The following is a 26,994-nucleotide window of genomic DNA, read 5'->3' on the forward strand; positions in this document are numbered from 1 at the left end:
GGCGAGCGAAGCGACGGGGGATCGGGTGGAGGCATATGACGCAGGACCGACCGACGTCCCGATCCTCGAAGAGACGATCGGGGCCAACTTCGAACGCACCGTCGCCAAGCGCCCGCACGTCGACGCACTCGTCGACGTGGCGCAGGGGTTGCGCTACACCTACGAGGAGCTGAACGCCGAGATCGACGTCGTTGCACGGGGTTTGATGGCGGTCGGAATCGCCAAGGGTGACCGGGTGGGCATCTGGGCGCCCAACCGGGCCGAGTGGACCATCGTCCAGTACGCGACCGCCAAGATCGGCGCGATCCTGGTCAACGTGAACCCCGCCTACCGCACGCACGAGTTGGCGTACGTGCTCAACCAGTCCGGTGTACGGATGCTCATCGCGGCACGGGAGTTCAAGACGTCGGACTACGTGGCGATGGTCGACGAGGTCCGCGGCGACGTGCCGTCGCTGACGGAGGTGGTCTTCTTCGGCACCGACGACTGGTCGGGGTTGCGGGAGCGCGCCGCCGATGTGTCCGCGGATGAATTGACCTTGCGGATGGCAGGATTGGTCAACACCGAGGCGATCAACATCCAGTACACGTCGGGCACGACGGGCTTTCCCAAGGGTGCGACGCTGTCGCACCGCAACATCCTGAACAACGGCTACTTCACGACGGAACTGATCAAGCTCGGTCCATCAGACCGGCTGTGCATCCCGGTGCCGTTCTACCACTGCTTCGGCATGGTGATGGGCAACCTGGGCTGCACGTCGCACGGGGCGACGATGGTCATCCCCGCACCGGGTTTCGATCCGGGGGTGACGCTCGAAGTGGTCGAGTCGGAGCGGTGCACGGGTGTCTACGGCGTGCCGACGATGTTCATCGCGATGCAGAATCATCCCGACTTCTCTCGACGCGATCTGTCGACGTTGCGGACGGGCATCATGGCCGGGGCGGTGTGTCCCGTCGAGGTGATGAAGCACTGCGTCAACGACATGAACATGTCCGAGGTGGCCATCGCCTACGGAATGACCGAGACCTCGCCGGTGTCGTGCCAGACGCTCATCGACGACGATCTGGAGCGCCGCACGTCGTCGATAGGCCGCGCCCATCCGCACGTGGAGATCAAGGTCGTCGACCCGGAAACCGGCGCCACCGTGGAACGCGGCGAGCCGGGGGAGTTCTGCACGCGCGGGTACTCGGTCATGCTCGGCTACTGGGACGAGCCCGAGAAGACCGCTCAGGCAATCGATTCCGACGGGTGGATGCACACCGGTGATCTCGCGGTGATGCGCGAGGACGGCTACTGCAACGTCGTCGGCCGCATCAAGGACATGGTGATCCGCGGCGGTGAGAACGTCTACCCGCGGGAGATCGAGGAGTTCCTCTACACCCATCCCGACATCGAGGACGCTCAGGTGATCGGCGTGCCCGACGCGAAGTACGGCGAGGAGATCTGCGCCTGGATCCGGATGAAGCCGGGCACGACGCCACTGGATGCCGCAGGGTTGCGCGAATTCGCCGAGGACAGGTTGGCCCACTACAAGATTCCGCGCTACGTGCAGCTGGTCGACGAGTTCCCGATGACGGTCACCGGCAAGATCCGCAAGGTCGAGATGCGTGAGCGCAGCGTCGAGATGCTCGGTCTCTCAGACGGATAGCTCGGCCTCGGCGAGTAGTTCGGCCAGTTTCTCGTTGGCGGCCTTCAGTCGCGGCCCGATCATCTCTGCGCCCTTGCGGGCGTCGTCGTCGTCGGTCTGCATGTGGCTGACGGCATTGAGGCGGGCGCGGTTGAGCCAGTGCATCAGCTCGGGGTCGGTGAACCAACGCAGCTGGTTGTGGTTGAAGGCGACCGTCATGGTGATCCAGTCGATCGGCTTCGTGGGATGCGGCACGGGTTCGCAGTAGTCGTTCTTCACGTCGTCGTCGGCGTCCATCGACTCGACGCGGGCGATGACGGCCGCGCTGAACGCCGGCTGGCACGTACGCACCGACTGCAGCGTGATGGCACCGGGGGAGAAGACGGCGGTGGGCTCGCGCTGTCCGATGCCGTCACCGGTGCAGTCGAGGTACAGGGTGTCGGGCGCGGTGTCGATCGTGCCGTGCTGCAGCGTGATTCGGCCCGGATCGATCGACTCGACGTAGCCCATCCGGACGACGTTGGTGATACGGCGCAGGTTCTCCAGCTCACCCTGGGAGACGATCGCGCAGCGGTACATCGTCGGCTCGACGGTCTGGTCGATGCGCAGCAGACAGCCCAACGCCTCGAGTTGGAGGTAGAGGTCGTCGATCGAGGTGGCCTTCTTGATGGCACGCGACTGCGCGGAGAAGTCGGCCAGCACGCGTCGCGCGAACTGCGTGCCGGGTTGCACGGCGGCGCGGTCGAGGAGCCAGGAGTCGCGGGGCTTGATCCAGGTGATGCGGTCGGGCGTGATGCCGTGGCGCAGCAGCCACAGGCCGGTGTCCATCGAGGTCTTGCCCGCCCCGACGATGACGTACTGGTCGTGGACCGGCCGGCGGGGGAGGCCGTTGGGTGGGATGCAGGTGACGTCGGGGGACACGTCGTAGAGCGGTGGACGCATCGACGGCACGACGACGCTGAGGTAGGTGGCGTTGACGATCCGGCGCCGTGCGACCACGCGGTGGTCCTCGCCGCCGAGGGTGCGGACGAGGCCGGCGCCGTCGTCGTCGGTGCCGAGGAACTCGCTCATCGGGAAGTACGACACCCGGCCGCTGGGCAGCAGGTGCTGGCGCATGACGGTGTCGTAGTAGGCGACGACTTCGCTGCCGCCGGCGAGTTCGTAGAAACCCTGGTTCCACCCGCTGGCGTCGATGGAGTCGGTGCCGAGCGTGCGGGAGTTCACGCCGTAGTAGGCCGACGGCTGGTGTAGGCGCACGTAGGGGTAGGCGCTGAGCCAGTGGCCGCCGGGCTGGTCGTTGCGGTCGACGATGACGACGGTGGCGTCCGTCTCGGCGATCAACGTGTCGGCGAAGGCCATGCCCATCGCACCGGCGCCCACGACGAGGTAGTCCGCCTCGATCGTTTGCATCGTGTCAGTTTGCCAGCCCGGTTCTCAGCGGTAGACGAGACCCGACAGCCGGGACGCCAGCGCCCGCTGCGCGGCGGGTATGCGGCCGACGATGCCGAGCACGACGTTGCGCAGTGGACGCAGTGGGCGGGGCAGGGTGGCGAGCCGGGTGAGGCGGTCGGTCAGTTCCACGACCTGGTGGGCGATGGGGTGGCGGGTGGTGTCGTACCGGTCGAGCAGCGCGGGGTCCCCGCTGACGGCTGCGGCCAGGGCGTCGGCGAGGACGACGGCGTCCTGGATGCCGAGGTTCATGCCCTGACCGCCTGCGGGGCTGTGCACGTGGGCGGCGTCGCCGGCGAGCAGGATGCGGCGCGCGCGGTAGGCGTCGGCAACGCGGTGGTGAATGCGGAATCGCGAGCCCCAGGTGACGTCGGTGACGGCCAGTCCGCCGGGGCCGCGAGCGTCGAGCAGCGTCTGGATGAAGGCGCGGGATGGCTGCTCGGGGGCGTCGTCGACGGGCGCGACGATCCGGAACGACCCGTCGGGTAGAGGTGCGACGACGGTGAGGCCCTCGGCGGCCCAGAACAGCCGGACTTCGTCGGTGGGAGCGTCGCCGGTGAGGCGGACGTCGGCGAGGACGAAGGAGTGTTCGTAGCAGCCGCCGCGGAAGCCGATGTCGGCCTGCTCGCGGACGGTGCTGTGCATGCCGTCGGCGCCGACGACGTAGCGCGCCCGGACGGTCTCGCCGTTGGCGAAGGTCGCCGTGACGCCGTCGGTGTCCTGGGTCAGCGAGGCGAGGGTCTTGGCGCGGTGGACGTCGCCGCCCAGTTCGCGGACGCGGTCGAGCAGTAGGCGTTCGGTGGTGGATTGCGGGGCCAGGAGCGTGAACGGGTAGGCGGTGATGAGGCCGCTGAAGTCGACGGTGAGCAGGGTCTTGGCGCCGTCGCGGATGGTGAAGCGCGGGGCTTCGATGCCCTCCTTGAGCAGGCGGCGCGTGACGTCGATGCCCTCGAGCACCTCGAGGGTGCGGGCGTTGATGCCTGCGGCGCGGGAGGTGTTGGCGCCTTCGGCCTGCTTGTCGACGAGGACGACGCGCACGCCGTGGCGGAGTAGCGCAGCGGTCAGCGCCAGCCCGGTGGGGCCGGCGCCGACGACGAGGACGTCGGTGATGTGGGCGTCTCGGGCTGTCGTGCCGGTCATGGTCGCTCCTCTGCTGGCCGCTATGCCAACGCGTGTTGACTTTTTCAGCATGCGCCGCGGTTCGGAGAAAGTCAACGGTTGTTGGCATACAGTCGTTCGCATGGGAGCGAAGGCGGATCAGACGAAGGCCGTGATCCTGGCCGCGGCCAGGGAGCGCTTCGCCGAGTCCGGGTACGAGGCGGCGACCATCCGCGCGATTGCGGCCGACGCCAACATCGACCCCTCGATGGTGATGCGCTACTTCGGCAACAAGGAGCAGCTGTTCGCCGCGGCGGCGGAGTTCGACCTGCGCTTCCCCGATTTGTCCGACCTGCCGCCGTCGGACCTGGGCGCCGCGATGGTGTCGCACTTCCTGGCGCGCTGGGAGGACGACGACGCGCTGGTGGTCCTGCTGCGGTCGGCGACCACGAATGCCGATGCGGCACAGCGCATGGCGGACATCTTCGCCGGCCAACTGTTGCCCGCCATCGCGAAGCTGGTGCCCGACGATGCGCCGCGCCGCGCCGGCCTCATCGCTACCCAGGTCTTGGGAATGGCGCTGTGCCGCTTCGTCTTGCGCATTCCTCCGGTCACCGCGATGAGTCGGGCGGAACTCGTTGCGTGGCTGGGTCCGACGCTCCAGCGTTATGCCACGGAGGACGTGAGCTAGCGGCCTCTTGCTCTGCTTCCGCCTGGTTGAGTCGGCGGTCATCGGTGATGCGTTGTGCGCGGCCTTGGGTGCGGGTGCATTTTCGGCGGGGCATGGTGAGGCCTGGGTTGTATTGCGCGCGTGCTCGTTCGGCTTCGTCAGCGGTGATCGTGACTGGTGCGGTGGGCACGCAGAGGCTGGGGAAGAGCAGCTTGCTGCCCGGCTCGGTGATGTAGGTCCGGCCGTGTGGTGAGGTCCAGATGATGGTCCCGTCCGGCAGCTGTCGGTCTCGCCAGCCGTTGGGTCCGCCCCAGAACGTTTTCAACAAGTGATGTCGACGGCATAGGCATTTGAGGTTCGATGCGCAGGTGGGGCCGATCGGCCACGCGATGGTGTGGTCGATGTCGGTCTCGGTGGCGGGTTGCGAGCAGCCGGGGAAGCGGCAGGTGAGGTCTCGACAGCGCACGAACTCCGCCAGCCGGCGCGATGGGGTGTAGCGGGGTTCGGGTGGACTGTCGCCGGGGTGGATGATCTTGCGGACCTTGGCGGTGAGGGCAAAGCGGCGGGCCAGCGCGCCGGGCAGGAACGGTCCACCGAGGATCGCGCCGGGGCGCGTGGCGGGCTGCTCGCGATTTGTGAGGGTGGTTGCTCCACCAGGTTCGCCTACCGAATCCGGTTCGGCCGGCGCGTCGGCTTCGTCCTCGACATGAACGTCGGGGCCCTCGGCGGCTAAGTCATCGACGTCGTCGGCGTCGTTGGTGTTGCCACCCAGCTCATCCCACGTGGTGATCTCCGACAGTGGCTTGTCGAATAGCGGGTCTGGTTCGCCGTCGAGTGCGGCGTCCTGAGCATCGGCTGTAGCACTGGTGTCGTCGAGGGTGTCCTCATTGACCACGACATAGACCACCGCATCGCCCTTCGGGGCTGTGGTGGGTCCGGGGCAGTCGTCGCTTCCGCACAGGCACGGCAGGTAGTCCAAGCCGTGAAGAACGGAGTGGATCGAGTCGGCGCGGCGCTGCTCGACCGTCCGCGGATCGCCCGGGCACACGGTCCGAGCCAGGACATTCAACCGCTTCTCGACGGCCTTGCCGTGGGTGGCGAACAGGGTGCCGAACATCGTGGCCATGCCGGAGCCGTCGTAGTCGAACTGAATGCTGCGGCCCTTGGCCGTGAGCTTCGTGCGGTACACCCCGTGCGGGTCGTGTTCGGCGACGATCGCGTCGATGGCGTTGTTCAGCTTGTCCTCCGATAGCGGCGCCCACGCGGTCAGCACGTCGGCGAAGGCCTTGTCGATTGCGCGCTGCGCGTCGCGATCGCGGACCAGGGCGGTGCGGGCAGTGATGGCCGCCACCACGCGGTAGGACACCAGCCCGTCGGCGAACAAGGCCGCCACGTGGGGCAACCGATCCCGCAGGGCCGTCGCGATCAATAGCTGATGCGACGCCGCGCCCTGGGTGATGTTCTGCTCGGCGCCGATCTCCGCGGAGACCGCACCCCAGTTGTCGAGGTACCACTGCTCGCGGTCGGCGGACCCGTCCGCGGCGTAGGCCTGATCCAAGAGAACGACCATCGCCGCGAGCCGGCGGGCGGTGGCTGCAGCCTCCACGCGGGCCCACTCAGCCACCGTGCCGGTGGCTCGAAAGGCCGTCCCGAACTCTTCGAACATACCTTCGAACCTACTACCCCGGTACGACACAAGTCCGCACCAAAAAGCAGCCTTGACCAGGCTGTGGAAGAAGTCAGCACTGGGGATGACTCGACCGAGCATCGTGCCGATTGTCGGACCCTCGGTGTAGTGCCCCGACCGGGACGAGACGTCGCGGGCGCAAGAGTGCGGGCCCTCCACGACCCGAACCCTCAGGCCTCCAACTCGCCTGCCACGGACCGCTCCAACGCCTTGCGCGTCACCGCGGGCAAGACGATCAGCCCATCGAGTTCCCGCTGCGCCTTCCCATACGCGTTCTGCCGCTCCTGCACGGTCGCCGAGCCGTCAGACGCCACCCGCAACAGGCTCTGCGCCCGTGCCAACCGATCCCGGTCGTCGGCGGAGAAGTCGCTGCGCCGCCGCCGGATCGCCTCTGCCTCGGCCACCTCGAACGCGACGGCATAGTCGTGCACCGCATCGCGATACTCAGCCTGGGCGTCGCGGTCGCCGATCACCTCGTCCACCGACACCGGACGCAGCAGATCGGCCCGGCTGCGCGCCCCGTGGAACGCCGCCGTCAACGGATCCCGCATGTCGGTCATCAATGGGAAGTCGAGCAGCTTCGCCACGTCCATCTCGTAGTCGAGCCAGCGGGCGTCGACGTCGTCGTGACGTGCGAGCACCCTGGTCATCTCCCGGCGCGCCGACACCTCGTCGATCCGGGCCCGTCCCGAAGCCTCGGCGACCGCGATCTTGGTCTGCTGCTTGATCCGGTAGCGCTCGAGCCTGCGCTCGGCCCGCCGCTCGTTTGCTGCGGCGACCGCCTTGACCCCGCCGCCGATCACCCCGCCCAGGGGGAAGATCAGCCACCAGAAGTTGCCGGCGAAGTGCAGCAGGGATTCCACCGTGCCAGGATGCCACGCCTGTGACGGCCGTCCCAAAGATTTTGGCGGCGTGACCAATTCATCGACACAGTACGGGGACACCGTCGCTGTGCTGAGATTGACCGGTCAGCTCACGCGAAGGAGTCAGATGGTGGTCAGCCCCGCCGACGAGCCGGCGGCACCGCCCGCCATCACAGCGCGCGGCATTCGGGTCAGCGGACCGTGGGGTCCGGTGTACGGGCCCGTCGACCTCGAGGTCCCGGACGGCGGCGTGACGGTGTTGATCTGCCCGCCAGGCACCGGACGCACCGCGCTGCTCATGACGCTCGCAGGACGGATGAGCCCCAACGACGGCACGCTGACCGTCCTCGGCGCGACCCGCGCACGCGAGGTGTTCAAGCTGGCCGCGCTCGCCGGCGTCGACGAGATCGACACCGTCCCGGAATCGGTCACCGTCCGTGACCTGCTGACCGAACAGCTGAGGTGGAATGCCGCCTGGTACAAGCTGATCCGCCGCGCCGATGACGCGGACCTGAGGCGGGTCTGCGCACCGGTGTTCGGCGACCTACCGCTACCGCACCTCGACCAGTTCGTCGAACAGCTCGGTGAACTCGACGCCATCCTGCTCCGCATCGCGCTCGCCGACACCACCACACCGCGGCTGTTGGTCGTCGGCAGTCTGGACTCCGTCGCCGACGACCGCGAACGCGCGTTGCTGCTCGACCGCCTCGTCCACCTCGGCACCCGGCAAACCATAGTCACGAGCTCCTCGAACCCGCTGCCCGACGACCGCCCGTGCCTGCTGATCCCCGTCGCCAACACCACCGCCGCTGAACTCGCGGTCGAGCAGAAGGGTGCGAAGTAGCCGTGCTCGCCGGAATGTCACTGGGCACCGACGTCAAGCGGTACTCCCGCGGCGCCCTGCCCCGCATCGCCATCATCACCGTCGTCCTCATGCCCCTGCTCTACGGCGCGATGTACCTGTGGGCGTTCTGGAACCCCTTCTCCGAGGTGGACAAGGTGCCCGTCGCGCTCGTCAACGAGGACCGCGGCGTCCAAGCGCAGGGCGAGCTGCTGCAGGCCGGTGACCAGGTGGCGTCGGCGCTAATGAAGTCGGGCCAGCTCGACCTCCACCAGACGTCAGCCGCCGAGGCCGCCAAGGGTGTCGCATCCGGCGACTACTACTTCTCGATCACGCTGCCCGAGGACTTCAGCGCCGACGTCGCATCCCCGTCCGGCGGTGACCCCCAGCAGGCCAAGATCCGGTTCACTTTCAACGACGCCAACAACTACCTCGCCACGGTCATCGGCCAGAACGCCTCGCGCGAGGTGCTCAATCAGGTCAACGCCAGCATCGGCCAACGCACCGTGGGCACCGTGCTGACCGGCCTCACCGACGCGGGCGCCGGTCTGGTGCAGGCCGCCGACGGTGCCGACCAACTCGCGACGGGCATCACCACCGCGAACGACGGCGCTCGAGAATTGGCTACCGGATCCCGCGCCCTCGCCACCGGACTCGACACCGCCCGCGACGGATCCGCTCAACTCGCCGCGGGCACACAACGACTCGACACTGCCGTCGACACGGCCATCGACCCCCTGATCGACGTTCTGGACCGGGTCGGCGACCTACGGCTCGACCCCGACCGGGTGGGCCAGGCCGCGCAGCGGCTGAGCGGTGCCGTGCGGTCCACCACCGACCGCATCGCCGCCCTCAACGTCGACCAGGCCCAAGCCGCGGCGATCGTCAACCAGGCAGTCGGCTTCCTTCGCAACAATCCGGACCCGGCGGTGCGGGACACCGGCGAGTTCCTCGCCGGCGCCCAGGGGCTACTGCAGTCCCAAGGCGTCGACCCGACCACCGACGCTGGACTGATTCGGCTGCGCGACAGTGCAACCGACCTCGAGAACGAACTGGGTGACCCGAACAGCACGCTGCGCACGTTCCTGACGCGCGCACTGAACGGGGGATTGCGCGCCGACGTCGTGGCGCTGCGCAACGGCGTCGATCAGCTCAACACCGGGGCCAAGCAACTGAACTCCGGCCTGGTGCAACTCGCCGCCGGTGGCGACCGGATCTCCCAGGGCGCAGGCCAACTCGCAGACGGTACCGACCGACTCGAAGCCGGCAGCCGGGAACTCGCGACCAAACTACGCGAGGGGTCGACGCAGGTGCCGTCGTGGACACCCGCGCAGCGCACCCAGGTGGCCCACACGCTGTCCGCGCCGGTTGCCCTCGAACAGGTCAACGACAACCCGGCGCCCACCTTCGGCACCGGCTTCGCACCGTTCTTCCTGCCATTGGCGCTCTTCATCGGGGCCTTGATCGTGTGGATGCTGTTGACGCCGCTACAGAGCCGCCCCATCGTCAACGGACTTGGAGCGCTGCGCGTCGTGCTGGCGTCCTACTGGCCGGGTTTGGTGATCGTCGCCTGCCAGGTGCTGGTCATGTACGTCGTGGTGCACTTCGGTGTCGGGCTGAACGCCAAGTATCCGGTTGCGACGGTGGCGTTCTTGAGTTTGGTCGCCGCCACGTTCCTCGCGCTCATCCAGATGTTCAACGCGGTCTTCGGCGTCGCCGTCGGCCGGGTGATCACACTGGCCTTCTTGATGCTGCAGCTGGTGTCGGCGGGCGGGATCTATCCGGTCGAGACCACTGCCAAGCCGTTCCAGATCATCCACCCGTTCGACCCCATGACCTACGCGGTCAACGGATTGCGTCAGTTGACCGTCGGTGGCATCGACTCGCGGCTGTGGATCGCGATCGCCGTACTCGTGGGCTTACTGGCAGCCTCGCTCGCCGCCAGTTCCTGGGCGGCAAGACGAAACCGGCAGTACACGATGCAGCGCCTACATCCGCCGATCGAGGTGTGAGTCACGGTGCGAGACGGTCGAGCGCGTCGCGGAAGTCCCAGTTCGGGTACGCATCCGGCAGCACGTCGCACACCGCCGCCAGGGCATCTCGCCCTCTAATCCCGGCCTGGCGCGCGCCGTACAGCGCGGCGACCGCGGGGGTCCGGCTGTGCGCCGCTACGCAGTGCAGCAGGACGGTCCGACCCTCGGCCCGCAGCGTCTCGACCAAACGCACCGTGTCGAGCAGCACGAAGTCCAGATGCGCGTTGGCGCCCACGACGTCGATCAGGCGGACGTCGATTTGCTCGACGCCGTGTGCCAGCTCCCGGTCGTTCACCCGGCACAGCGAGACGACGGCGTCCACGCCGTCCGGAAGCGCCCGCAGCGTCTCCAGATCGCCCAACCACACCCCGTCGTCGTGCGGGTGGGGCGACGGGGTCATCGGCACGACGTAGTTCTCGAAGGGGCGGTCGGCCCCCACGATCCGCGTTGCCAGCGATACCAGGCCACGCGCGTGGAGACCCGGCCAGCCGTGAAGCAGCCTGCGCCACGTACCCGGTACAGCAGACGCGCCCCACCTCGCCCCCAGCAGTCCACCGGCGATCGCCGCGACGGTGTCGGTGTCGTTGCCCGACCGCACCGCGGCGTCGAGCGCCAGCCGCAGGTGATCCGCTGCGAAGACGCCCGCCGCCGGGTCGTCGGCGGGCACCGGCGTGGTCGCGATCGCCGACCATGCCGCCTGCAAAGCCTCCACCACCCAGCCGTTGCGCCGGAACGACGACGGCACCGACGCCTCCGCCACGTCCAGGCGTCCGGCCCAGAGATCCCGCCGGTCCGTGGGCAGGCGATTCAGCCCGGTGCGCACGTCGAGATCACCCGTCAGCACGGCATGCCGGATCGCCAGGCACCAGAGCACGCACGCCTCGGCGGCGTCGGGATCGAAGTGGGTCAGCTCGCTGATGGTTCGTGCGGCGTCGACCAACGCGTCCTCGTCGTCGAGGTGGGCCAGTGCGACGGGCGCGGTCCGCATCAGCGATCCGTTGCCTGCGGTGTGACCGGTGCGCTCGTGCAGCAGCCGAGACGCGGCCAGCGCGTTGGCGGCCGAGACGCCGGCGCGACCGGTGGCGCCCAGGACACTGCGGGTCTGGTTGCCCACATCGGTCGCGGTCAGTGACCAGTCGTACCACCGCGTGACGATCGCGGTCTGCGCCGGCTCGTCGCGCAAGTCGGCGCCCGTCGCGGCCACTTCTGCGATCGCCAGTGCCATCGAGGTGTCGTCGGTCCACTCGCCTGGGCTCCATCCGAACGCGCCGCCGCCCACCATGGCGACCTCCAGATCGGGGCCGCGCGGCGGCTCGAACTCATACGGCGCCCCGAGCGCGTCACCCGCCGCCGTGGCCAGCAGGACGCCGCACGCCCGATCCAGTTGTGCTGTTGATAGATTCATACCGTTCTCCTCCCCGAGAACTACTTTGCGCGAAATCGCGATAAATCGAACGATACACCAGGGGGCTGACACGATGGCTCGGCTCGACGAGTACCCCCAGCCGTCCGTCGCCGTAGACACCGCCGTGCTGACGCTCGAGCCGAACGGTGGCGACCTCCTGGTGCTGCAGGTGCCGCGTCCCAACGAGCGGGGCTGGGCCCTACCCGGGACCTTCATGCACGTCGACGAACTGCTCGAGCAGGCCGTCCACCGGTCGCTGCGCGACAAGGCCGGGGTGACGGGATTGCAGCCGCGGCAGCTGCACGTCTTCGATGCCATCGACCGCGACGACAGGGGGCGCGTGCTGTCGGTGGCCCACATGGCGGTCGTCCCGCTCGCTGCCCTCGAGCAGCGGTTGGCCGACCGGACGCGGTTGATGCCGGTGTCGCGACCCGGCAGGATGTGGCGCGACCACGAGGCGATCATCGACGCAGCGGTCGCGCGTCTGCGCGCCGAGTACGCCGAGTATCCCGATCCCGACCGGCTGGCAGGGGAGACGTTCACGCTCAGCGATCTCCGCCGGGTTCACGAAGCCGTTGCGGGAGAGTCGATTCCGCGCGACGCCTTCGCACGCAGGTTGACCAGGCGTGGGCTCATCGAGCCGACGGGTGAGACGACCGAGGGTAGCCGCGGCAGACCGGCCGAGGTGTACCGCCGTCAGGGCAGCCCGATGCGCCGATAACGGCGCAACCGCGCAGTCAGCCGGGCGTCGTCCGGCACGTCGCGCAGTGTCACCAACTCGGCGCCGATGGCAGCCGCCAGCCGATCGGTGAAGTCGGCAGGCGTGTCGGAGGCGTCGTGGCGCTCGCCGACGATCACGTCGACGATGCCGTTGTGAAGCAAATCCAAGGACCGCATACCCTGAGCCGCAGCGAGATCGGGGGCGTGGTCGACGTCGCGGTAGACGATCGCACTGGCGCCCTCGGGTGGCAGCGGCGCGAGCCAGCCGTGCTGCGCGGCCAGCACCCGATCGGCGGGCACCATGGCCAGCGCGGGACCACCACTGCCCTGACCCAGCAGCACCGACACCGTCGGAGTGTCGAGGGTGACGAGTTCGGCCAGGCAGCGCGCGATCTCACCCGCCAGCCCGCCCTCCTCGGCCTCGGTGGACAACGCAGGACCCGCGGTGTCGATGACGAGCACCAGCGGTAGCCGCAGACTCGCGGCGAGTGCCATCCCGCGCCGGGCCTCCCGCAGTGCCCGTGGCCCGACCAGGCCGCCGCCGCGACCGCGCTGCTGGCCGACGACCACCGCGGGCTGACCGGCGAATCGGGCCAGCGCGAGCAGCGTCGTAGCCGCCTCGCCCTGGCCGCCCGTGCCCGAGAGCAGCACCCGCTCGGTGGTGCCGTGCTCGAGCAGGTAGCGCACTCCCGGCCGGTCCGGCCGCCGCGACGCCTCCACCGAGTCCCAGGCCGGAACGTCGGCGACGGGGTCCGGCTCGGGCGGGTCGGGCAGCAGGCCGGGCGGGTCGAGGACGACCTTGAGCGTGCGGTGCAGCACCGACCGCAGCACCGCCAGCGGCACGACGCCGTCGAGCACGCCGTGCCGGTGCAGGTTCTCCGCGGTCTGGATGCCCTTGGGGAACGGCTCGCCGTACAGGTGCTCGTACACCCGCGGGCCCAGGAAGCCGATCAGCGCGCCCGGCTCGGCTGCAGTGACGTGGCCCAGCGATCCCCACGACGCGAACACCCCGCCCGTCGTCGGATGCCGCAGGTAGACGAGGTACGGCAGGTGTGCGCGCTTGTGCAGCTCGACCGCTGCCGCGATCTTCACCATCTGCAAGAACGCGACCGTGCCCTCCTGCATCCGGGTGCCACCCGAACTGGGCGATGCCACCAGCGGCAGATTCTCGGCTGTCGCCCGTTCGATCGCGGCGGTGATTCGCTCGGCCGCAGCAACGCCGATGGAGCCGGCCAGGAAGTCGAACTCGCAGGCGACGACGGCGATGCGCCTGCCGAATACCGTGCCCTCACCGGTCAGCACGGATTCGTCGAGGCCCGTGGCGGCCGCCGCCTCGTCGAGTTCCCGGCGGTAGTCGGGGTTGGTGGGCACCGCCAGCGGCGCGGCGTCCCAGCTGCGGAACGATCCCTCGTCCAACACGGCATCGCGAAGCGCCCTGGCGGCTATCCGGCTCACCCCGAAAAGGCTATCTATAGTCTGGTCGCCATGATTGGTGTTAGCCGTGACGGCGCCGTGCTGACCTTGGAGATGCAACGCCCCGAGCGACGCAATGCTCTCAACAGCGAACTGGTCGACGGCCTGCGCGAAGTGATCGAAAAGGCGGCCACCGAAGACGTCCGCGCCATCGTCCTCACCGGCGGCGGCCACGTCTTCAGTTCCGGCGCCGACCTCTCCGGCGGGCAGGGCGTCGCCGACGAGCTGCCCGAGAAGGCCAGGGCGCTCAACATCGCGATCGACCAGGCGCCCGTTCCCGTGATCGGCGCGATCAACGGACCGGCCATCGGCGCCGGTGTCATCCTCTCGATGATCTGCGACCTGCGGGTCGTCGCACCCGAGGCATACTTCCAGTTCCCCGTCGCGAAATATGGTATCGCCTTGGACAACTGGAGCATCCGCAGGCTGACGTCGCTGGTCGGTGCCGGCCGGGCGCGCGGCATGCTGCTGGCCGCCGAGCGGCTCACCGCCGACGACGCCTTGGCGACCGGGATGGCCAACCGCATCGGCACGCTCGCCGACGCGCAGGCGTGGGCTCAGGAGATCGCGGGCTTCGCCCCGCTGGCGCTGCAGCACGCCAAACGCGTGCTCAACGACGACGGCGCCTACGAGGACGCCTGGCCCGCCCACAAGGAGCTCTTCGATCGGGCGTGGGCCAGCAGCGACATCATCGAGGCCCAGGTGGCCCGAATCGAGAAGCGACCGCCGAACTTCAAGGGCGCCTGATGCTTGGCGAGGCGGTACGTCTGATCGGCGGGACGGCGGCCATCGTCGGTGGCGGCTGGGCCCTGCGCGCGCTGCAGGGCACCCCGTCGGCGCTCGGCGCCTCGCCGGTCGAGATCGGCGCCGTCGCCAAGCGGTCGCCGAACTACCGCGACGGGGTGTTCGTCAACCTCGAACCCGCCTCCGAGACCAGCCTGAGCAGGGAGGAACAGTTCCTGCTGCTGCGCGACGTCGTCGGCAACGGGCCGGCCCAGCGCCCGCCGAGGGAGGTTCCGCTGGTGACGCCCGCCGTCGACCAGCCCGCCGCGGACCTCGCCGTCACCTGGTTCGGTCACTCGTCGGCGCTGATCGAGGTGGACGGCTACCGCATCCTGGCCGACCCGATCTGGAGCGACCGGTGCTCACCGTCCCGGGCCGTCGGTCCGCAACGGCTGCACCCGGTACCCGCCCCACTCGAGGCGCTGCCCGCCATCGACGCGGTCATCATCAGCCACGACCACTACGACCACCTCGACATCGACACCGTCAAGCAGCTCGCCCGCACCCAGCGGTCGAAGTTCTTCGTGCCGCTCGGCATCGGCGCGCACCTGCGGGCCTGGCGCATCCCCGACGACCGGATCGTCGAACTCGACTGGAACGAGAGCGCGCGCCTCGGGGACCTGACGCTGGTCTGCACCCCGGCCCGGCACTTCTCGGGACGCTTCGTCAACCGCGACGTGACGCTGTGGTCGTCGTGGGCCGTGATCGGGCCCCGGCACAAGGCGTTCTTCGGCGGCGACACGGGTTACGGCAAGATCTTCGCCGACATCGGCGCCGAGCACGGACCGTTCGACGTGACGCTCATGCCCATCGGGGCCTACCACCCGGGCTGGCCGGACATCCACATGAACCCCGAGGAGGCGGTGCGTGCCCACCGTGACGTCACCGACCGCGGCCTGCTCGTCCCGATCCACTGGGCGACGTTCCGGCTGGCCACGCACCCGTGGTCCGAACCCGTCGAGCGGATGCTGACCGCGGCGACCAGCGAGGGCGTGCCGGTCGCGACCCCCCGCCCCGGTGAGCGCGTCGAACGCATGACGGAGGCGTCATTGGACGCATGGTGGCGGTCCTGACCGACTAGCGTGCAGGTGTGCGCTTCTCGATCTTGATTCGCCGGCTCGTCGTGCCGGTCACCGTCCTCGCCGTGCTCGCGGGTTGCAGTTCCCCGGAGCAGGAGGACACGTCGAGCCGCCCGGACGACGGTCAGTTCTCCGACGTGCCGCCGCCGCTGGTGCCCGCAATGCCGTTGCCGGACAAGGCCGTCGAGAATGCCGTCGGCAAGCTCGACGCGATCGCCAAGGGGCTGATGGACGAGAGCGGCATACCGGGAATGTCGGTGGCCGTGGTGCACGGCGGAAAGACGTTGTACGCCAAGGGTTTCGGCGTCAAGGACAGTCGCAACGGCAGCGGTGACGTGAACAAGGTCGACCCCGACACCGTGTTCCAGCTGGCCTCGCTGTCCAAGCCGCTCGGCTCCACCGTCGTCGCCCATCAGGTGGGGGAGGGTGCCATCGGATGGGATACGCCGATCGTCGAGAAGCTGCCCTGGTTCGGTCTCGCCGACCCAGCCGTCACGCGCATGGTGACCATCGGCGACATGTACTCGCACCGGTCCGGGCTGCCCGACCACGCGGGCGACCTGCTCGAGGAGATGGGCTACGACCGCCGGCAGGTCCTCGAGAGGTTGCGCCAGCTGCCGCTCGACCCGTTCCGAATCACCTACGACTACACGAACTTCGGGCTCACTGCTGCCGCCGAGGCCGTCGCCGTCAGCGCCGGGAAGTCGTGGGAGGACATCAGTCAGGACGTGCTGTACCGGCCGCTTGGCATGACGTCGACCAGCTCGCGCTTCGACGAATACCAAGCGCGGGCCAACCGCGCCGCCGGGCACATCCACGTCGACGGCATGTACTTCCCGCGCTACGTCCGCGACGCGCAGGCGCAGTCGCCCGCGGGCGGCGTCAGCAGCTCGGCGAACGACATGACCAAGTGGATGGCGATGATGCTGGCCAACGGATCTCACGACGGCAAGACCATCGTCGACCCGAAGGCACTGCTGCCGGCCGTCACGCCGCAGATCGTGTCCAGCCCGCCGTCGGAGGCCGCGATGCGCTCCGGGTTCTACGGCTACGGCTTCAACGTCGGGTCGACCTCCGGAGCGCGCATGCAGCTGAGCCACTCCGGCGCATTCGAACTGGGCTCGGGCACCAACGTGCTGCTGCTGCCGTCGGCCGACGTCGCGATCGTCGCGCTCACCAACGCCACCCCCTCCGGCGTGCCGGAGGCGCTCACCGCCGAGTTCGCCGACCTGGTCCAGTTCGGCGAGGTTCGCGAGGACTGGTTCCCGCTCTACAACCAGGCGTTCCTCGCCATGGAGAAGCCCGTCGGCTCACTGTCCGGGCAGCAGCCGCCAGCCAACCCCGCACCCCCTGCGCCGCTGTCCGACTACGTCGGCGAGTACGCCAACCCGTACTACGGGGCAGCACGCGTCACGGAGCGCAACGGCGAGCTGAACCTCGCGATCGGCCCGAAGCTCACCGTGCCGCTGAAGCACTGGAACGGCAACGTCTTCGCCGTCTCGTTCGTCACCGAGAACTCGCCGCCCGGCAGCACGTCGACCGCCACGTTCGACGGCGACGTGCTGAAGCTCGAGTACTACGACGGGGACGGCATGGGAACCTTCTTCCGATGAGCGCTTGCGCGAAGAGAATTGAGGACAGTTGAGTAGCGCCCTGGCCCAGGGTCTCTCCGACGCCGAGGTCGCCGAGCGCGTCGCGGCGGGCAAGGCCAACGACGTCCCGGCGCGGGCGGCGCGCAGCGTCTCGGAGATCGTTCGCGCCAACGTGTTGACCCGGATCAATGCGATCCTCGGGGTGCTCTTCCTCATCGTGCTGGCCACCGGATCGTTGATCAATGGTCTGTTCGGCCTGCTGATCGTCGCCAACAGCGCCATCGGCATCATCCAAGAACTGCGTGCCAAGCGGACACTCGACGAACTGGCCATCGTGGGTCAAGCGAAGCCGACCGTCCGGCGGCAGTCGGGAACGCGTGCACTCCCGCCGAGCGAGGTGGTGCTCGACGACGTCATCGAACTCGGTCCCGGCGACCAGATCGTGGTCGACGGAACGATTCTCGAGCAGAGAGACCTCGAGGTCGACGAGTCGCTGCTCACCGGTGAGGCCGACGCCATCGCCAAGGATGCCGGCGACGACGTCATGTCGGGCAGCTTCGTCGTCGCGGGCAGCGGGGCGTATCGCGCCACCAAGGTGGGCCGCGAGGCGTACGCCGCCAAACTCGCCGAGGAGGCCAGCAAGTTCACGCTGGTGAAGTCCGAATTGCGCAGTGGCATCAACAAGATCCTGCAGTTCATCACCTACCTGCTGGTGCCCGCGGGCCTGCTGATCATCTACACGCAGTTGTTCACCACCGGTGCCGACTGGCAGGAGTCGGTGCTCCGCATGGTCGGCGCGTTGGTGCCGATGGTTCCCGAGGGTCTGGTGCTGATGACGTCGATCGCGTTCGCGGTCGGCGTGGTTCGGCTGGGTCGCAGGCAGTGCCTGGTGCAGGAACTCCCCGCCATCGAGGGCCTCGCCCGCGTCGACGTGGTGTGCGCCGACAAGACCGGGACGCTCACCGAGAACGGGATGCGGCTCGCGGAGACCAAGACGCTGGCCGAGGCGGGCGCCGGCGGGCAGGAGCATAGCGACCGGGGGGATGACGCAGCGAAGGTACTGGCGCAGCTCGCCGCCGACGACACCCACCCCAACGCCAGCATCGCGGCCATCGCCGAGGCCTATCCCGCCGCTCCGGGCTGGACGGCCACCGCCACCGCGCCGTTCAAGTCGGCGACCAAGTGGAGCGGTGCGTCTTACGGCGAGCATGGCAACTGGGTGATTGGCGCGCCCGACGTGCTGCTCGATCCGACGACCCCGGAGGCCGAGGAGGCCGAACGGCTCGGCGCCCAGGGCTTGCGCGTCCTGCTGCTCGCGTCATCGGACCGGGCGGTCGACCTTCCCGACGCGCCAGGCGTCGTCACCCCGGTGGCGCTGGTGGTACTCGAGCAGCGGGTCCGGCCCGACGCCCGCGACACCCTGGACTACTTCGCCTCCCAGCACGTCACCGTCAAGGTGATCAGTGGCGACAACGCCGTGTCGGTCGGCGCGGTGGCGGGCACGCTCGGCCTGCGCGGCGAGACCATGGATGCCCGCAAACTCCCCACGGCGCCCGACGAACTCGCCGCCGCACTCGAGGAGTGCACCACCTTCGGCCGAGTCCGGCCCGATCAGAAGCGCGCTATGGTGCACGCGCTGCAGTCGCGTGGTCACACCGTTGCGATGACCGGCGACGGCGTCAACGACGTGCTGGCGCTCAAGGACGCGGACATCGGCGTCGCGATGGGCTCCGGGTCGTCCGCGTCCCGAGCAGTGGCCCAGATCGTGTTGCTGGACAACAAGTTCGCGACGCTCCCGTATGTCGTCGGCGAGGGCCGCCGCGTCATCGGGAACATCGAACGCGTCTCGAACCTGTTCCTCACCAAGACGGTGTACTCGGTGCTGTTGGCAATGGCGGTCGGGCTGGCCGGTCTGGCGTCGGCGATCTTCGGCACAGACCCGCTGCCGTTCCCGTTCCAGCCGATCCACGTGACGATCGCGGCGTGGTTCACGATCGGCATCCCGGCCTTCGTGCTGTCGCTGGCACCCAACGACGAACGGGCGCACACCGGCTTCGTGCGGCGCGTGATGACCTCGGCGCTGCCGTCGGGCGTCGTGGTGGGCACGGCGACGTTCGTGTCGTACCTGCTGGCCTACGAGGGCAGGGCGGCGACGCCGACCCAGCAGACCCAGGCGTCCACTGCGGCGCTGATCACGCTGCTCGTCGGGGCGGTGTGGGTGCTCGCGGTGGTGGCCCGGCCGTACGAGTGGTGGCGCGTGGCGCTGGTGGCGGTGTCGGGGCTGGCCTACGTGCTGATCTTCTCGGTACCGATGGCGCAGGAGTTGTTCCTGCTCGATCCGTCGGACGCCTCTGTCACGACCATGGCACTGGTCGTCGGGCTGATCGGCGCGGCTGTCATCGAGGTCATCTGGTGGGCGCAGGGCGCGATGCTGGGGGAGCGGCGCCGGCTCTGGCGCTCGGCCGAGCTATGAGCGTTCTATAAGCTTGACGCATGGGATTCTTGGACAAGGTGAAGAACGCGGTGTCGAAGAACGCCGACAAGGTAGAGACCGCCATCGACAAGGTGGGCGACGTCGTCGACAAGAAGACGCAGGGCAAGTACGCCTCGCACGTCGACAAGGTGCAGGAGGCTGCCAAGAAGGCGGCGCGCGAGCAGGCCGCCAAGCAACAGCCCGGACAGGTGCCGCCCAACCAGCAGCCCGGCCCGAACACGCCTCCGCAGGCGCCGAACCCCCCGCTGTCGTAGGCCGATGGCGAAGCTCTCCGAATCCGTCGAGATTCCACTCCCGCCGGAGCAGGCCTGGACGGCTGCGTCCGATCTGTCGCGCTATAGGGAGTGGCTGACGATCCACCGGATGTGGCGCAGCACGCTGCCCGAGAACTTGGAGAAGGGCACCAGGATCACCTCGATCCTGGAGGTCAAGGGCATGCTCAACCGCATCGACTGGACGATCGTGAACTGGAAGCCGCCGCAGTCGATGACGCTCGACGGCAACGGCAAGGGCGGGGTCAAGGTCAAGCTGATCGGCAAGATCAAGCCGTCGCCTGCCGGCTCTACGGTGTCGTTCGACATCCACCTCGGCGGTCCCGCGCTGTTCGGGCCGATCGGCATGGTGGTCGCGAGCGCACTGAAGAGCGACATCCGTGCATCTCTGGAGAGGTTCAAGGCCGTCTTCGGCTAGCGAGGGGTACGTCATGATCTACCTCAAGGCCTGCATCAACGGTGCCCGCACGCCGGACCAGCACCCGCGGCTGCCCGTCACGCCTGCCCAGCTGGCCGAGGCCGCAGTCCAGTCGCATCGGGCCGGCGCGCAGGCCGTGCACATGCATCCCAAGACGGCCGACGGCACGGACTCGTTGGAGCCCGACGCCGTCGGGGCGGCAGTCGCAGCGGTCCGCGAGGCCATTCCGGGGCTGCCGCTCGGCGTCACGACGGGGTTCTGGGCGCTGCCCGACGCCGATGCCCGGCGCCGCGAGGTTCGGGCGTGGACTGTCCTGCCGGACTTCGCCTCGGTCAACTGGCACGAACCAGGCGCGCCTGAACTGGCGAAGATGCTGCTGGACATGGGCGTCGGCGTCGAGATCGGGCTGTTCGGTGCCGAGGCCGTCGCGTCGTGGGCGGAGTCCGAGATGGTCGAGCACTGCATGCGCGCGATGATCGAGTTGCAGGGCAACCAGGACGTTGCCGTCGCCGACGACATGCTGGCCAGGGTGCGCGCCGCCAATTCGCCCGCGCCGGTGCTGTTGCACGGGCTCGACGAGAGCTGCTGGCCGCTGCTGCAACATGCCGGCGCGTGCGACGTTCAGACCCGCATCGGCATGGAGGACACGCTGCGGCTTCCCGACGGGTCGACCACGCCGGGCAACGCCGAACTGGTGGCGGCCGCGGTCGATCTGCTCAGTCGGTAGGGGCGTGTAGCGCGAAGTCGGCGAAGTCGAACCCCGGCACCACGACACAGCTCACCAGGGTCGGTTCGTCGTCACGCGGCGTGGCACGCTGCCAGTGCCCAGGCGGCACGACGATCTGCGGGGACTCCCCGGCGCCGATGTCGCTGCCGAGCAGAACCGTTGGGGCACTCTCCCTTTCCCGCCCAATCTCGAGCAGCAGGGGACTGCCCCGGTGATACAGCCATAGCTCGGCGCTGCGCACGGTGTGCCACGCAGACTGCTGACCGGGCATCAGCAGGAACAGGATCGCCGTTCCCGCGCTGCGCGGACCGGTGTAGTCGGGCGGCAGCGCCGACTGCGTGACGGTCAGATCGCTACGCCAGGTCTCGCGGTACCAGCCACCCTCCGGGTGGGGCGCGAGGTCCAGGCCGTGGGCCCAGTCGGGCAGTTCCGTCATGGGTGCAGCCTACGTCCGAGCACCCGATACCCTCGTCGCATGGCTCGTCTGCGCCCCGGATGGTTCGTCGTGCTGTGCGCGGCCGTGCTGCTGGTGAGCGCATGGCTGCCCTGGCTGACCACTACTGCGGGCGGTGGCGGCCGGGCGAACGCAATCGGCGGCCGCAACGGTCAGATCGGGGTTCCGCCCGACGGGTTCGGCGTCGGTCAGTTCATCGTGGTGCTGTCGTCGACGCTCATCGTGGCGGCCGCGATGGCCGCGCGCGGGCTCTCGGCGCGGGTGGCATCGGCTGTTGCGCTAGGTATCTCGGTGTTCATCGCCGTCTTGGTGGGGTTCTACTACCGGCTGTACGTGGCACCTCCGGTGGCTGCGGGCTACGGGCTGTACATCGGCGCGGCGGTGACGGTGTCCGCGGTGGTGCTGTCGGTGTTGGCGGTGGTCGCGGCATGGACGGGTAAGGGGCAGCGAACGTGACGGGATTCGTGGAACCGGTGGTGCTCACCGGCCCGCAATGGGTGACGCTGGAGCCGCTCACGGCCGCGCATGCGCCGGAGATCGTCAAGGCGTCGGCCGACGTCCGGGAACTCTGGTTCACCAGCGCGCCGACCCCCGAGACGGCCCAGGAGTGGATCGACGGGCGGCTGGCGGTGCAGCACCCACAGACGGGTCTGACGTTCGTGGTGCGCGACGCCGACGGCACGCTGGTGGGGTCCTCGAGCTACTGCAATGTCGACCCGGCCAACCGGCGCCTGGAGATTGGCTACACCTGGTACGTGCCCGCCGTGCGGCGCACCGGTGTCAACACCGAGTGCAAGTTGCTGCTGCTCACCCATGCGTTCGAGCAGTTGAATTGCGTCGCAGTCGAATTCCGCACGCACTTCTTCAACTCGACCAGCCGGGCGGCCATCGAGCGGCTCGGCGCCAAGCTGGACGGGGTGCTCCGCAGCCATCAGGTGCTGCCGGACGGGTCCCGGCGCGACACCGTGGTGTACTCCATCTTGGACTTCGAATGGCTTGCGGTGCGCAACAATCTGCGGTTCCGGTTGGGTGGGTGACGGCCACCGGGCATTCGTGCTGGGACCGTCACCCACCACCCGGACCGTCAGGCGTCTACGGTCGTCGTCTCGATTGATTTCCGGCCGCCGCCGTGCGCGATCTCGACCTTGCGGGCCTTGGCCCGCTCCGCCAGTGGGATCGTCACGGTGAGGACGCCGTTCTCGTAGGACGCGGCGATCTTCGCGGAATCAATGCCGTCGCCAAGGGATAGCTGCCTGCGGTACGTGCCGAAGAACCGCTCGTTGGTGAGCCACTGCACCGAGTCCTCCGAGCGCGCGGTGCGGTGCGCGGAGATGGTCAACGTGCCGTTGTCCACGTCCACGTCGACCGAGCCGGGGTCGACCCCGGGGAGGTCCGCGGTGAGCAGGTAGTGGTCGTCGACCTTGCACAGGTCCATCGGCATGAACCGCGGACTACGAGCCGATCCGGTCTGGCTGTTCAGCAGGCCTCGGGCCATCGCGTCCAGGTCGCTAAAGGGATCGAAGCGAAGCACAGCAATCCACCTCCTATGTCACTGAAATGCCCGCCACCCTGGCGGGCGACCAATCACTGTGCGATACCGAATTTAGCACTCTAGGCCGGAGAGTGCCAGGTCCTTTCGAGCTGATTTCCGCGGAGGATCTCGGCACACGAGTCGCAGGCGAGTGCGCCGTGGAACGCTGCGCCACAGGCGATGTGGTGCAGCAGCACCGCTGGGCCCTCCGCGGCTGGGTACCACTGCTGAGCCCACTGCAGCGCCGTGATGAGCACGGGCAATACCGCGCGTCCCTTCTCGGTCAGCAGGTAGGGCCCGCTCGCGTTGGCGAGGATTCCGCGGTCGGTGAGAGTCGTCAGGCGGTCGGCGAGCGTGCTCGGCGGGACGGCGAGCTGAGCCTCGAAGTCGCCGAACCGGCTGGTGCCGACGAATGCGGCGACCACGACCGCGAACGCCCACCGATTGCCCAGAATCGTCATGGTCTCCGGGAACAGGCCGGGGGCGGATCGTCCGGTGTCCGGGGACGACCGCCTGCGCGTGGTCTGAACCGGCACCGACCGCGGCCACGATCCGCTGGGACCCCACCGGACCCGTAGCTCCTTCTCCGACGTCGGCTCGCGACAGGACCGGCAGACGAGCACCGGCGCGACGTCGGCACCGCAGGCGGCGTGGTGCATCGCGGGCAACCCGTCGCCGTGACGGGAAACCCACTGCCGCTCCCACGCCCACACCGACGCGAGCACGGGCCACAGCGCCCGCCCTCGTTCGGTCAGGACGTACTCCGCCCGCACCGGCCTGTCCTGATACACCCGACGGGTCACCAGGTCCTCGGCCGTCATCGTCTTGAGCCTGCCGGTCAGCACCGCGTGCGAAATCGGCAGGCGCGCAGTGAAGTCGCCGTATCTGGCAGCCCCCAGTAGGGCCTGCTGGACGATGAGCAGCGTCCACTCGTCGCCGAGCACGCCGAGCATCCGGCCCACCGCGTTGACGCCGGTCATGCCCGGCTAGAGTCCGATCGCCTCGGCGGCGCGGTCGACGTCTTGCCAGCGGCGCAGCTCCGAGCCAGGCGCCCACGTGGAGTGGGTCCCGCTCGAGACCCGTTCGGGCAGTTGAATCTTGCAGACCGGACCATCGCCCACCTGGGCCGCGTCGAACACCAGGCAGTACGACGCGTCGGCGTTCATGTCCGTCGTGATCGTGACGAGATAGCCATCGTCTTCTGCCGTGCCGTTGACTCTGGGCGCCATCGCGGTCTCGCTGCCGTAGACGCCGTCGTCGAACGCGAAGCGCTCCTCGGTTCCGGTCCGCAGGTCGTGCTTGACCAGGCCGTCGAACAGGAACCAGCCGGGCTTGCCGGTGGCCGCGTAGGCGTAGCGGTAGTCGCGTCCGGCGTGGCCGGGGTTGATCATGCCGAACTCGGTGACGCTGTCGGTCAGGGATTCCTCGCGCGTGGTGCCCGTCGTGAGGTCGAACCGCCACCGGTGCAGGCGGGTCTGCATCTGGTCCAGCGCGAGCGCCGGCTCCGGGTTGCCCTGGAAGAAGCCGTCGAGAACGATCTCGTCGCCGTCCTCGTAGGCGTTGGTGAAGTGCAAAACGTAGGTGGGGTCGGCCTCGAACCACATGATGTCGCCGGTCTGGCCGCGGCGCGGAATGACCGCGAATCGCGATGGCACGTCGCGGTGGAAGCGCGGCAGGTGCACGCCGTGCTCGAGGAACTCGGGCGCCCAGAACAGCGGCAGGTCGTTGAGGATCGCGTAGTTCTCGGTGAACGCCATGTCGTGTGGCAGCCGCGGGCCGGGCAGTGGCACGTCGACGAGGTGCACCAGCTCGTTGGCGGCGTCGACCACGCCGTAGTGCATGAACGGTGCCTGCTTGGAGTAGTTGAAGAACAGCAGTTCGCCGGTCGCGTCGTCGACCTTGGGGTGGGCGGACACACCCCAGTCGGTCGGGAAGCCGCCGCGCCAGTCTTCCTTGCCGAGGGTGTCGCCGGTGTAGGGGTCGACGCGATAGAGGTCACCGCACTGGTAGTGGCTCGACAGTGCGACGCCGCGGTGCACGACGACGTCGGTCGAGGAGGCGTCCTTCATCAACGTCCGTGCGCCCCAGCCGTAGTCGCGCTTGGCCAGCTCGATCGGCTCGGCGATGCCCGGCCACAGCGGGCCGCAGGCATCGAGTTCGGCCAGGAAGCCGTCGGTGCGGATGAAGCGGTTGCGGTAGAACGCCTTTCCGTCACGGAAGCCGACGACGTGCATCATGCCGTCGCCGTCGAACGGGTGGTACGTCTTGAGCGCCGGGTGCAGCGGGTTCTCGGTGTTGCGGAGGTACACGCCGTCGAGGTCGGTGGGCAGTTCGCCCTCGACGACCATCAGGTCGTCGGCGTCCCACTCGGTGGTCTGCGGCCGCCACGGCCCGGTGCGGTAGGGGTGGTCGTCGTCCTCGGGCAGGGTGGAGAGGTACTTCGCGACGATCTCCGGGTTGGTCGCAGCGGTGGTCATCGTGATTCCTCCTGAGCATGGGAGACGACGAAGCTCACCGTGGTCGCGGTGCTCCCGCCGAAGTTGAGCGTGCCGAACGTCCGCGCGCCGTCGACCTGGTAGTCGCCGGCGGTACCGCTTACCTGACGGGCGGCGTCGAGCAGCATGCGGACGCCGGTGGCGCCGACGGGGTGGCCGCCGCCGATCAGCCCGCCGCTGGGGTTGATCGGCAACCGTCCGCCGATCGCGATCTCGCCGTTCTCGATGGCCTTCCACGACTCGCCGGGTCCGGTCAGACCGATGTGGTCGATGGCGAGGTACTCGCTCGGGGTGAAGCAGTCGTGCACTTCGATGCCGTCGAGGTCGTCGAGCGTAATCTGGGCCCGCCCGAATGCGTCGAGTACCGCGGCATGCACGTGCGGCATGACGTACTCGTCATCGCGTGACCGCTCGAGCTTTTGAGCCAGACCGAGGCCGACGGTGCGGTGTCCCCAGCCGTCGATGCGCCCGATGGGCGTGCTGGCGGGATGGTCGCGCAGGTACGCGTCGGAGACCAGCACCACCGCGGCGCCGCCGTCGGTCATCTGGCTGCAGTCGTAACGGCGGAGCCGTCCGTCCACCACGGGGTTCACCCGGTCGTCGGCCTCGATCGGGTCGGGGACGGACCAGTCCCGAGTCTGGGCGTTCGGGTTGGCCTTGGCATTGCGAAGGTTGAGTTCTGCGATGGCGCGCAGGTGGCGTTCGTCGACGCCGTAGCGACGGTCGTACTCGTCGAGCACCTGGCTGAAGGCATGCGGCCATATGAAGGTCGCGTCGGCGCCGTCGCGACCGGTCCACGCCGCGGCTCCGAGATAGCGGGCTGCCGCGTCACCGGGCACGGTCTTCTCGAGTTCGACGCCGACCACGAGCGCGCAGTCGTAGGCGCCCGAGCGCAGGTCGGCCATCGCGGCCAGGATCGCGACGCTTCCGGACGCACAGGCGGCTTCGTGCCGGGTCGACGGCGTGTCCCAGAGCCCGTCGACGACCGTGGCGGGCATGGCGCCGAGATGGCCCTGGGCAGCGAACATCTCGCCGAAGGCGTTGGCGACGTGCACGACGCCGACGTCCCCGGCGTCGATCCGGCACGCGTCCAGCGTCGCCCGAACGACGTCGGCGGTCAGGTCGGCGAAGTCGAGGCCTTCGCGGGTGAAGTTGCGCGCGAAGTCGGTCTGCCGGCCGCCGAGGATCCACACGCCGCTCATCCTTGCACCGTACTACGACTAACAGAGTGACTCGGCGCAATGGCGGAATTGGGGTCGGCCCCGTCGGCTCACGGCAGAACC

At 68.8% G+C, this 26,994-nt stretch carries 25 protein-coding genes; 14 read left to right on the top strand and 11 right to left on the bottom strand.

Going from position 1 to position 26,994, the window contains the following annotated elements:
* Positions 1 to 25 precede the first annotated feature (25 nt).
* Entirely contained in the window at positions 26 to 1,648 is a 1,623-nt protein-coding gene (locus LOK44_RS07990) for an AMP-binding protein (RefSeq protein WP_237569789.1), read from the top strand.
* Here the strand turns inward: LOK44_RS07990 and LOK44_RS07995 are convergent.
* Together LOK44_RS07995 and LOK44_RS08000 are read right to left on the bottom strand one after the other, a co-directional pair.
* Positions 1,637 to 3,037, bottom strand: a complete 1,401-nt coding sequence (locus LOK44_RS07995; RefSeq protein WP_237569445.1) for an NAD(P)-binding protein — start codon at positions 3,035 to 3,037, stop codon at positions 1,637 to 1,639. The genes LOK44_RS07990 and LOK44_RS07995 overlap by 12 nt on opposite strands.
* A gap of 24 nt (positions 3,038 to 3,061) precedes the next feature.
* Positions 3,062 to 4,216, bottom strand: coding sequence for an FAD-dependent oxidoreductase (locus LOK44_RS08000; RefSeq protein WP_237569446.1), 1,155 nt, complete (start codon positions 4,214 to 4,216; stop codon positions 3,062 to 3,064).
* 100 nt (positions 4,217 to 4,316) lie between these two features.
* Between LOK44_RS08000 and LOK44_RS08005 the strand changes: the two genes are divergently transcribed.
* The gene (locus LOK44_RS08005; RefSeq protein WP_237569447.1) at positions 4,317 to 4,865 is read left to right on the top strand and encodes a TetR/AcrR family transcriptional regulator; all 549 of its coding nucleotides are present in this window, start codon (positions 4,317 to 4,319) and stop codon (positions 4,863 to 4,865) included.
* Here LOK44_RS08005 and LOK44_RS08010 read toward each other — a convergent pair.
* Both LOK44_RS08010 and LOK44_RS08015 read right to left on the bottom strand, forming a co-directional pair.
* Entirely contained in the window at positions 4,786 to 6,510 is a 1,725-nt protein-coding gene (locus LOK44_RS08010; protein WP_237569448.1) for an HNH endonuclease signature motif containing protein, read from the bottom strand. The genes LOK44_RS08005 and LOK44_RS08010 overlap by 80 nt on opposite strands.
* Before the next feature lie 191 nt (positions 6,511 to 6,701).
* Positions 6,702 to 7,394: a hypothetical protein gene (locus LOK44_RS08015; RefSeq protein WP_237569449.1), complete on the bottom strand. Its 693-nt coding sequence runs from the start codon at positions 7,392 to 7,394 to the stop codon at positions 6,702 to 6,704.
* A gap of 127 nt (positions 7,395 to 7,521) precedes the next feature.
* Here LOK44_RS08015 and LOK44_RS08020 point away from each other — a divergent pair, with 127 nt between their 5' ends.
* Together LOK44_RS08020 and LOK44_RS08025 are read left to right on the top strand one after the other, a co-directional pair.
* Positions 7,522 to 8,238 (top strand): ATP-binding cassette domain-containing protein, encoded by a 717-nt coding sequence (locus tag LOK44_RS08020; protein WP_237569450.1) that lies wholly within the window; start codon positions 7,522 to 7,524, stop codon positions 8,236 to 8,238.
* A 14-nt stretch (positions 8,239 to 8,252) separates the two neighbouring features.
* Positions 8,253 to 10,247: a YhgE/Pip domain-containing protein gene (locus LOK44_RS08025; RefSeq protein WP_237569790.1), complete on the top strand. Its 1,995-nt coding sequence runs from the start codon at positions 8,253 to 8,255 to the stop codon at positions 10,245 to 10,247.
* 1 nt (position 10,248) lies between these two features.
* Here the strand turns inward: LOK44_RS08025 and LOK44_RS08030 are convergent, their stop codons facing one another.
* Positions 10,249 to 11,673 carry an ADP-ribosylglycohydrolase family protein gene (locus LOK44_RS08030; RefSeq protein ID WP_237569451.1) on the bottom strand — a complete coding sequence of 475 codons (1,425 nt, stop codon included), beginning with the start codon at positions 11,671 to 11,673 and terminating at the stop codon, positions 10,249 to 10,251.
* A 73-nt stretch (positions 11,674 to 11,746) separates the two neighbouring features.
* Here LOK44_RS08030 and LOK44_RS08035 point away from each other — a divergent pair, with 73 nt between their 5' ends.
* Positions 11,747 to 12,394, top strand: coding sequence for an NUDIX hydrolase (locus LOK44_RS08035; RefSeq protein WP_237569452.1), 648 nt, complete (start codon positions 11,747 to 11,749; stop codon positions 12,392 to 12,394).
* On the opposite strand, the gene LOK44_RS08040 is transcribed toward LOK44_RS08035, so the two are convergent.
* The gene (locus LOK44_RS08040; protein ID WP_237569453.1) at positions 12,370 to 13,848 is read right to left on the bottom strand and encodes a carboxyl transferase domain-containing protein; all 1,479 of its coding nucleotides are present in this window, start codon (positions 13,846 to 13,848) and stop codon (positions 12,370 to 12,372) included. The genes LOK44_RS08035 and LOK44_RS08040 overlap by 25 nt on opposite strands.
* 30 nt (positions 13,849 to 13,878) lie before the next feature.
* Here LOK44_RS08040 and LOK44_RS08045 point away from each other — a divergent pair, with 30 nt between their 5' ends.
* The 7 genes from LOK44_RS08045 to LOK44_RS08075 are packed head-to-tail and all read left to right on the top strand — an operon-like array spanning position 13,879 to position 21,231.
* The gene (locus LOK44_RS08045; protein ID WP_237569454.1) at positions 13,879 to 14,613 is read left to right on the top strand and encodes an enoyl-CoA hydratase; all 735 of its coding nucleotides are present in this window, start codon (positions 13,879 to 13,881) and stop codon (positions 14,611 to 14,613) included.
* Positions 14,613 to 15,722: an MBL fold metallo-hydrolase gene (locus LOK44_RS08050; RefSeq protein ID WP_237569455.1), complete on the top strand. Its 1,110-nt coding sequence runs from the start codon at positions 14,613 to 14,615 to the stop codon at positions 15,720 to 15,722. Before LOK44_RS08045 ends, LOK44_RS08050 begins: the two co-directional genes overlap by 1 nt.
* A 17-nt stretch (positions 15,723 to 15,739) precedes the next feature.
* Positions 15,740 to 17,341, top strand: coding sequence for a serine hydrolase (locus LOK44_RS08055; protein WP_237569456.1), 1,602 nt, complete (start codon positions 15,740 to 15,742; stop codon positions 17,339 to 17,341).
* Positions 17,342 to 17,369: 28 nt separating this feature from the next.
* Positions 17,370 to 19,793 carry an HAD-IC family P-type ATPase gene (locus tag LOK44_RS08060; RefSeq protein WP_237569457.1) on the top strand — a complete coding sequence of 808 codons (2,424 nt, stop codon included), beginning with the start codon at positions 17,370 to 17,372 and terminating at the stop codon, positions 19,791 to 19,793.
* 20 nt (positions 19,794 to 19,813) lie between these two features.
* Positions 19,814 to 20,068, top strand: coding sequence for an antitoxin (locus LOK44_RS08065; protein ID WP_237569458.1), 255 nt, complete (start codon positions 19,814 to 19,816; stop codon positions 20,066 to 20,068).
* A 4-nt stretch (positions 20,069 to 20,072) separates the two neighbouring features.
* Complete coding sequence (locus LOK44_RS08070) at positions 20,073 to 20,504, top strand: type II toxin-antitoxin system Rv0910 family toxin (RefSeq protein ID WP_237569459.1); 432 nt, start codon at positions 20,073 to 20,075, stop codon at positions 20,502 to 20,504.
* Between the two features lie 13 nt (positions 20,505 to 20,517).
* Positions 20,518 to 21,231 carry a 3-keto-5-aminohexanoate cleavage protein gene (locus tag LOK44_RS08075; RefSeq protein WP_237569460.1) on the top strand — a complete coding sequence of 238 codons (714 nt, stop codon included), beginning with the start codon at positions 20,518 to 20,520 and terminating at the stop codon, positions 21,229 to 21,231.
* Here the strand turns inward: LOK44_RS08075 and LOK44_RS08080 are convergent.
* A complete protein-coding gene (locus LOK44_RS08080; protein ID WP_237569461.1) occupies positions 21,221 to 21,667 on the bottom strand; it encodes a cupin domain-containing protein in 447 nt (148 codons plus the stop codon). The two genes, LOK44_RS08075 and LOK44_RS08080, sit on opposite strands and share 11 nt — an antisense overlap.
* A gap of 39 nt (positions 21,668 to 21,706) precedes the next feature.
* Between LOK44_RS08080 and LOK44_RS08085 the strand changes: the two genes are divergently transcribed.
* Together LOK44_RS08085 and LOK44_RS08090 are read left to right on the top strand one after the other, a co-directional pair.
* On the top strand, positions 21,707 to 22,141 hold the full coding sequence (locus LOK44_RS08085; protein WP_237569462.1) for a hypothetical protein: 435 nt from the start codon (positions 21,707 to 21,709) through the stop codon (positions 22,139 to 22,141).
* Positions 22,138 to 22,722 carry a GNAT family N-acetyltransferase gene (locus tag LOK44_RS08090; protein ID WP_237569463.1) on the top strand — a complete coding sequence of 195 codons (585 nt, stop codon included), beginning with the start codon at positions 22,138 to 22,140 and terminating at the stop codon, positions 22,720 to 22,722. The genes LOK44_RS08085 and LOK44_RS08090 overlap by 4 nt, the downstream gene beginning before the upstream one ends.
* 47 nt (positions 22,723 to 22,769) lie before the next feature.
* On the opposite strand, the gene LOK44_RS08095 is transcribed toward LOK44_RS08090, so the two are convergent.
* From LOK44_RS08095 to LOK44_RS08110, 4 genes are all read right to left on the bottom strand, one after another.
* Positions 22,770 to 23,216, bottom strand: coding sequence for an Hsp20/alpha crystallin family protein (locus LOK44_RS08095; protein ID WP_163922584.1), 447 nt, complete (start codon positions 23,214 to 23,216; stop codon positions 22,770 to 22,772).
* Between the two features lie 80 nt (positions 23,217 to 23,296).
* Positions 23,297 to 24,196 (bottom strand): winged helix-turn-helix transcriptional regulator, encoded by a 900-nt coding sequence (locus LOK44_RS08100; RefSeq protein WP_237569464.1) that lies wholly within the window; start codon positions 24,194 to 24,196, stop codon positions 23,297 to 23,299.
* Positions 24,197 to 24,202: 6 nt separating this feature from the next.
* Positions 24,203 to 25,693 carry a carotenoid oxygenase family protein gene (locus tag LOK44_RS08105; protein WP_237569465.1) on the bottom strand — a complete coding sequence of 497 codons (1,491 nt, stop codon included), beginning with the start codon at positions 25,691 to 25,693 and terminating at the stop codon, positions 24,203 to 24,205.
* Positions 25,690 to 26,913: an acetyl-CoA acetyltransferase gene (locus LOK44_RS08110; protein ID WP_237569466.1), complete on the bottom strand. Its 1,224-nt coding sequence runs from the start codon at positions 26,911 to 26,913 to the stop codon at positions 25,690 to 25,692. Before LOK44_RS08110 ends, LOK44_RS08105 begins: the two co-directional genes overlap by 4 nt.
* Positions 26,914 to 26,994: the final 81 nt, after the last annotated feature.

The sequence above is a fragment of the Mycolicibacterium lacusdiani genome, from assembly GCF_021916785.1.
Lineage (GTDB): Bacteria > Actinomycetota > Actinomycetes > Mycobacteriales > Mycobacteriaceae > Mycobacterium > Mycobacterium lacusdiani.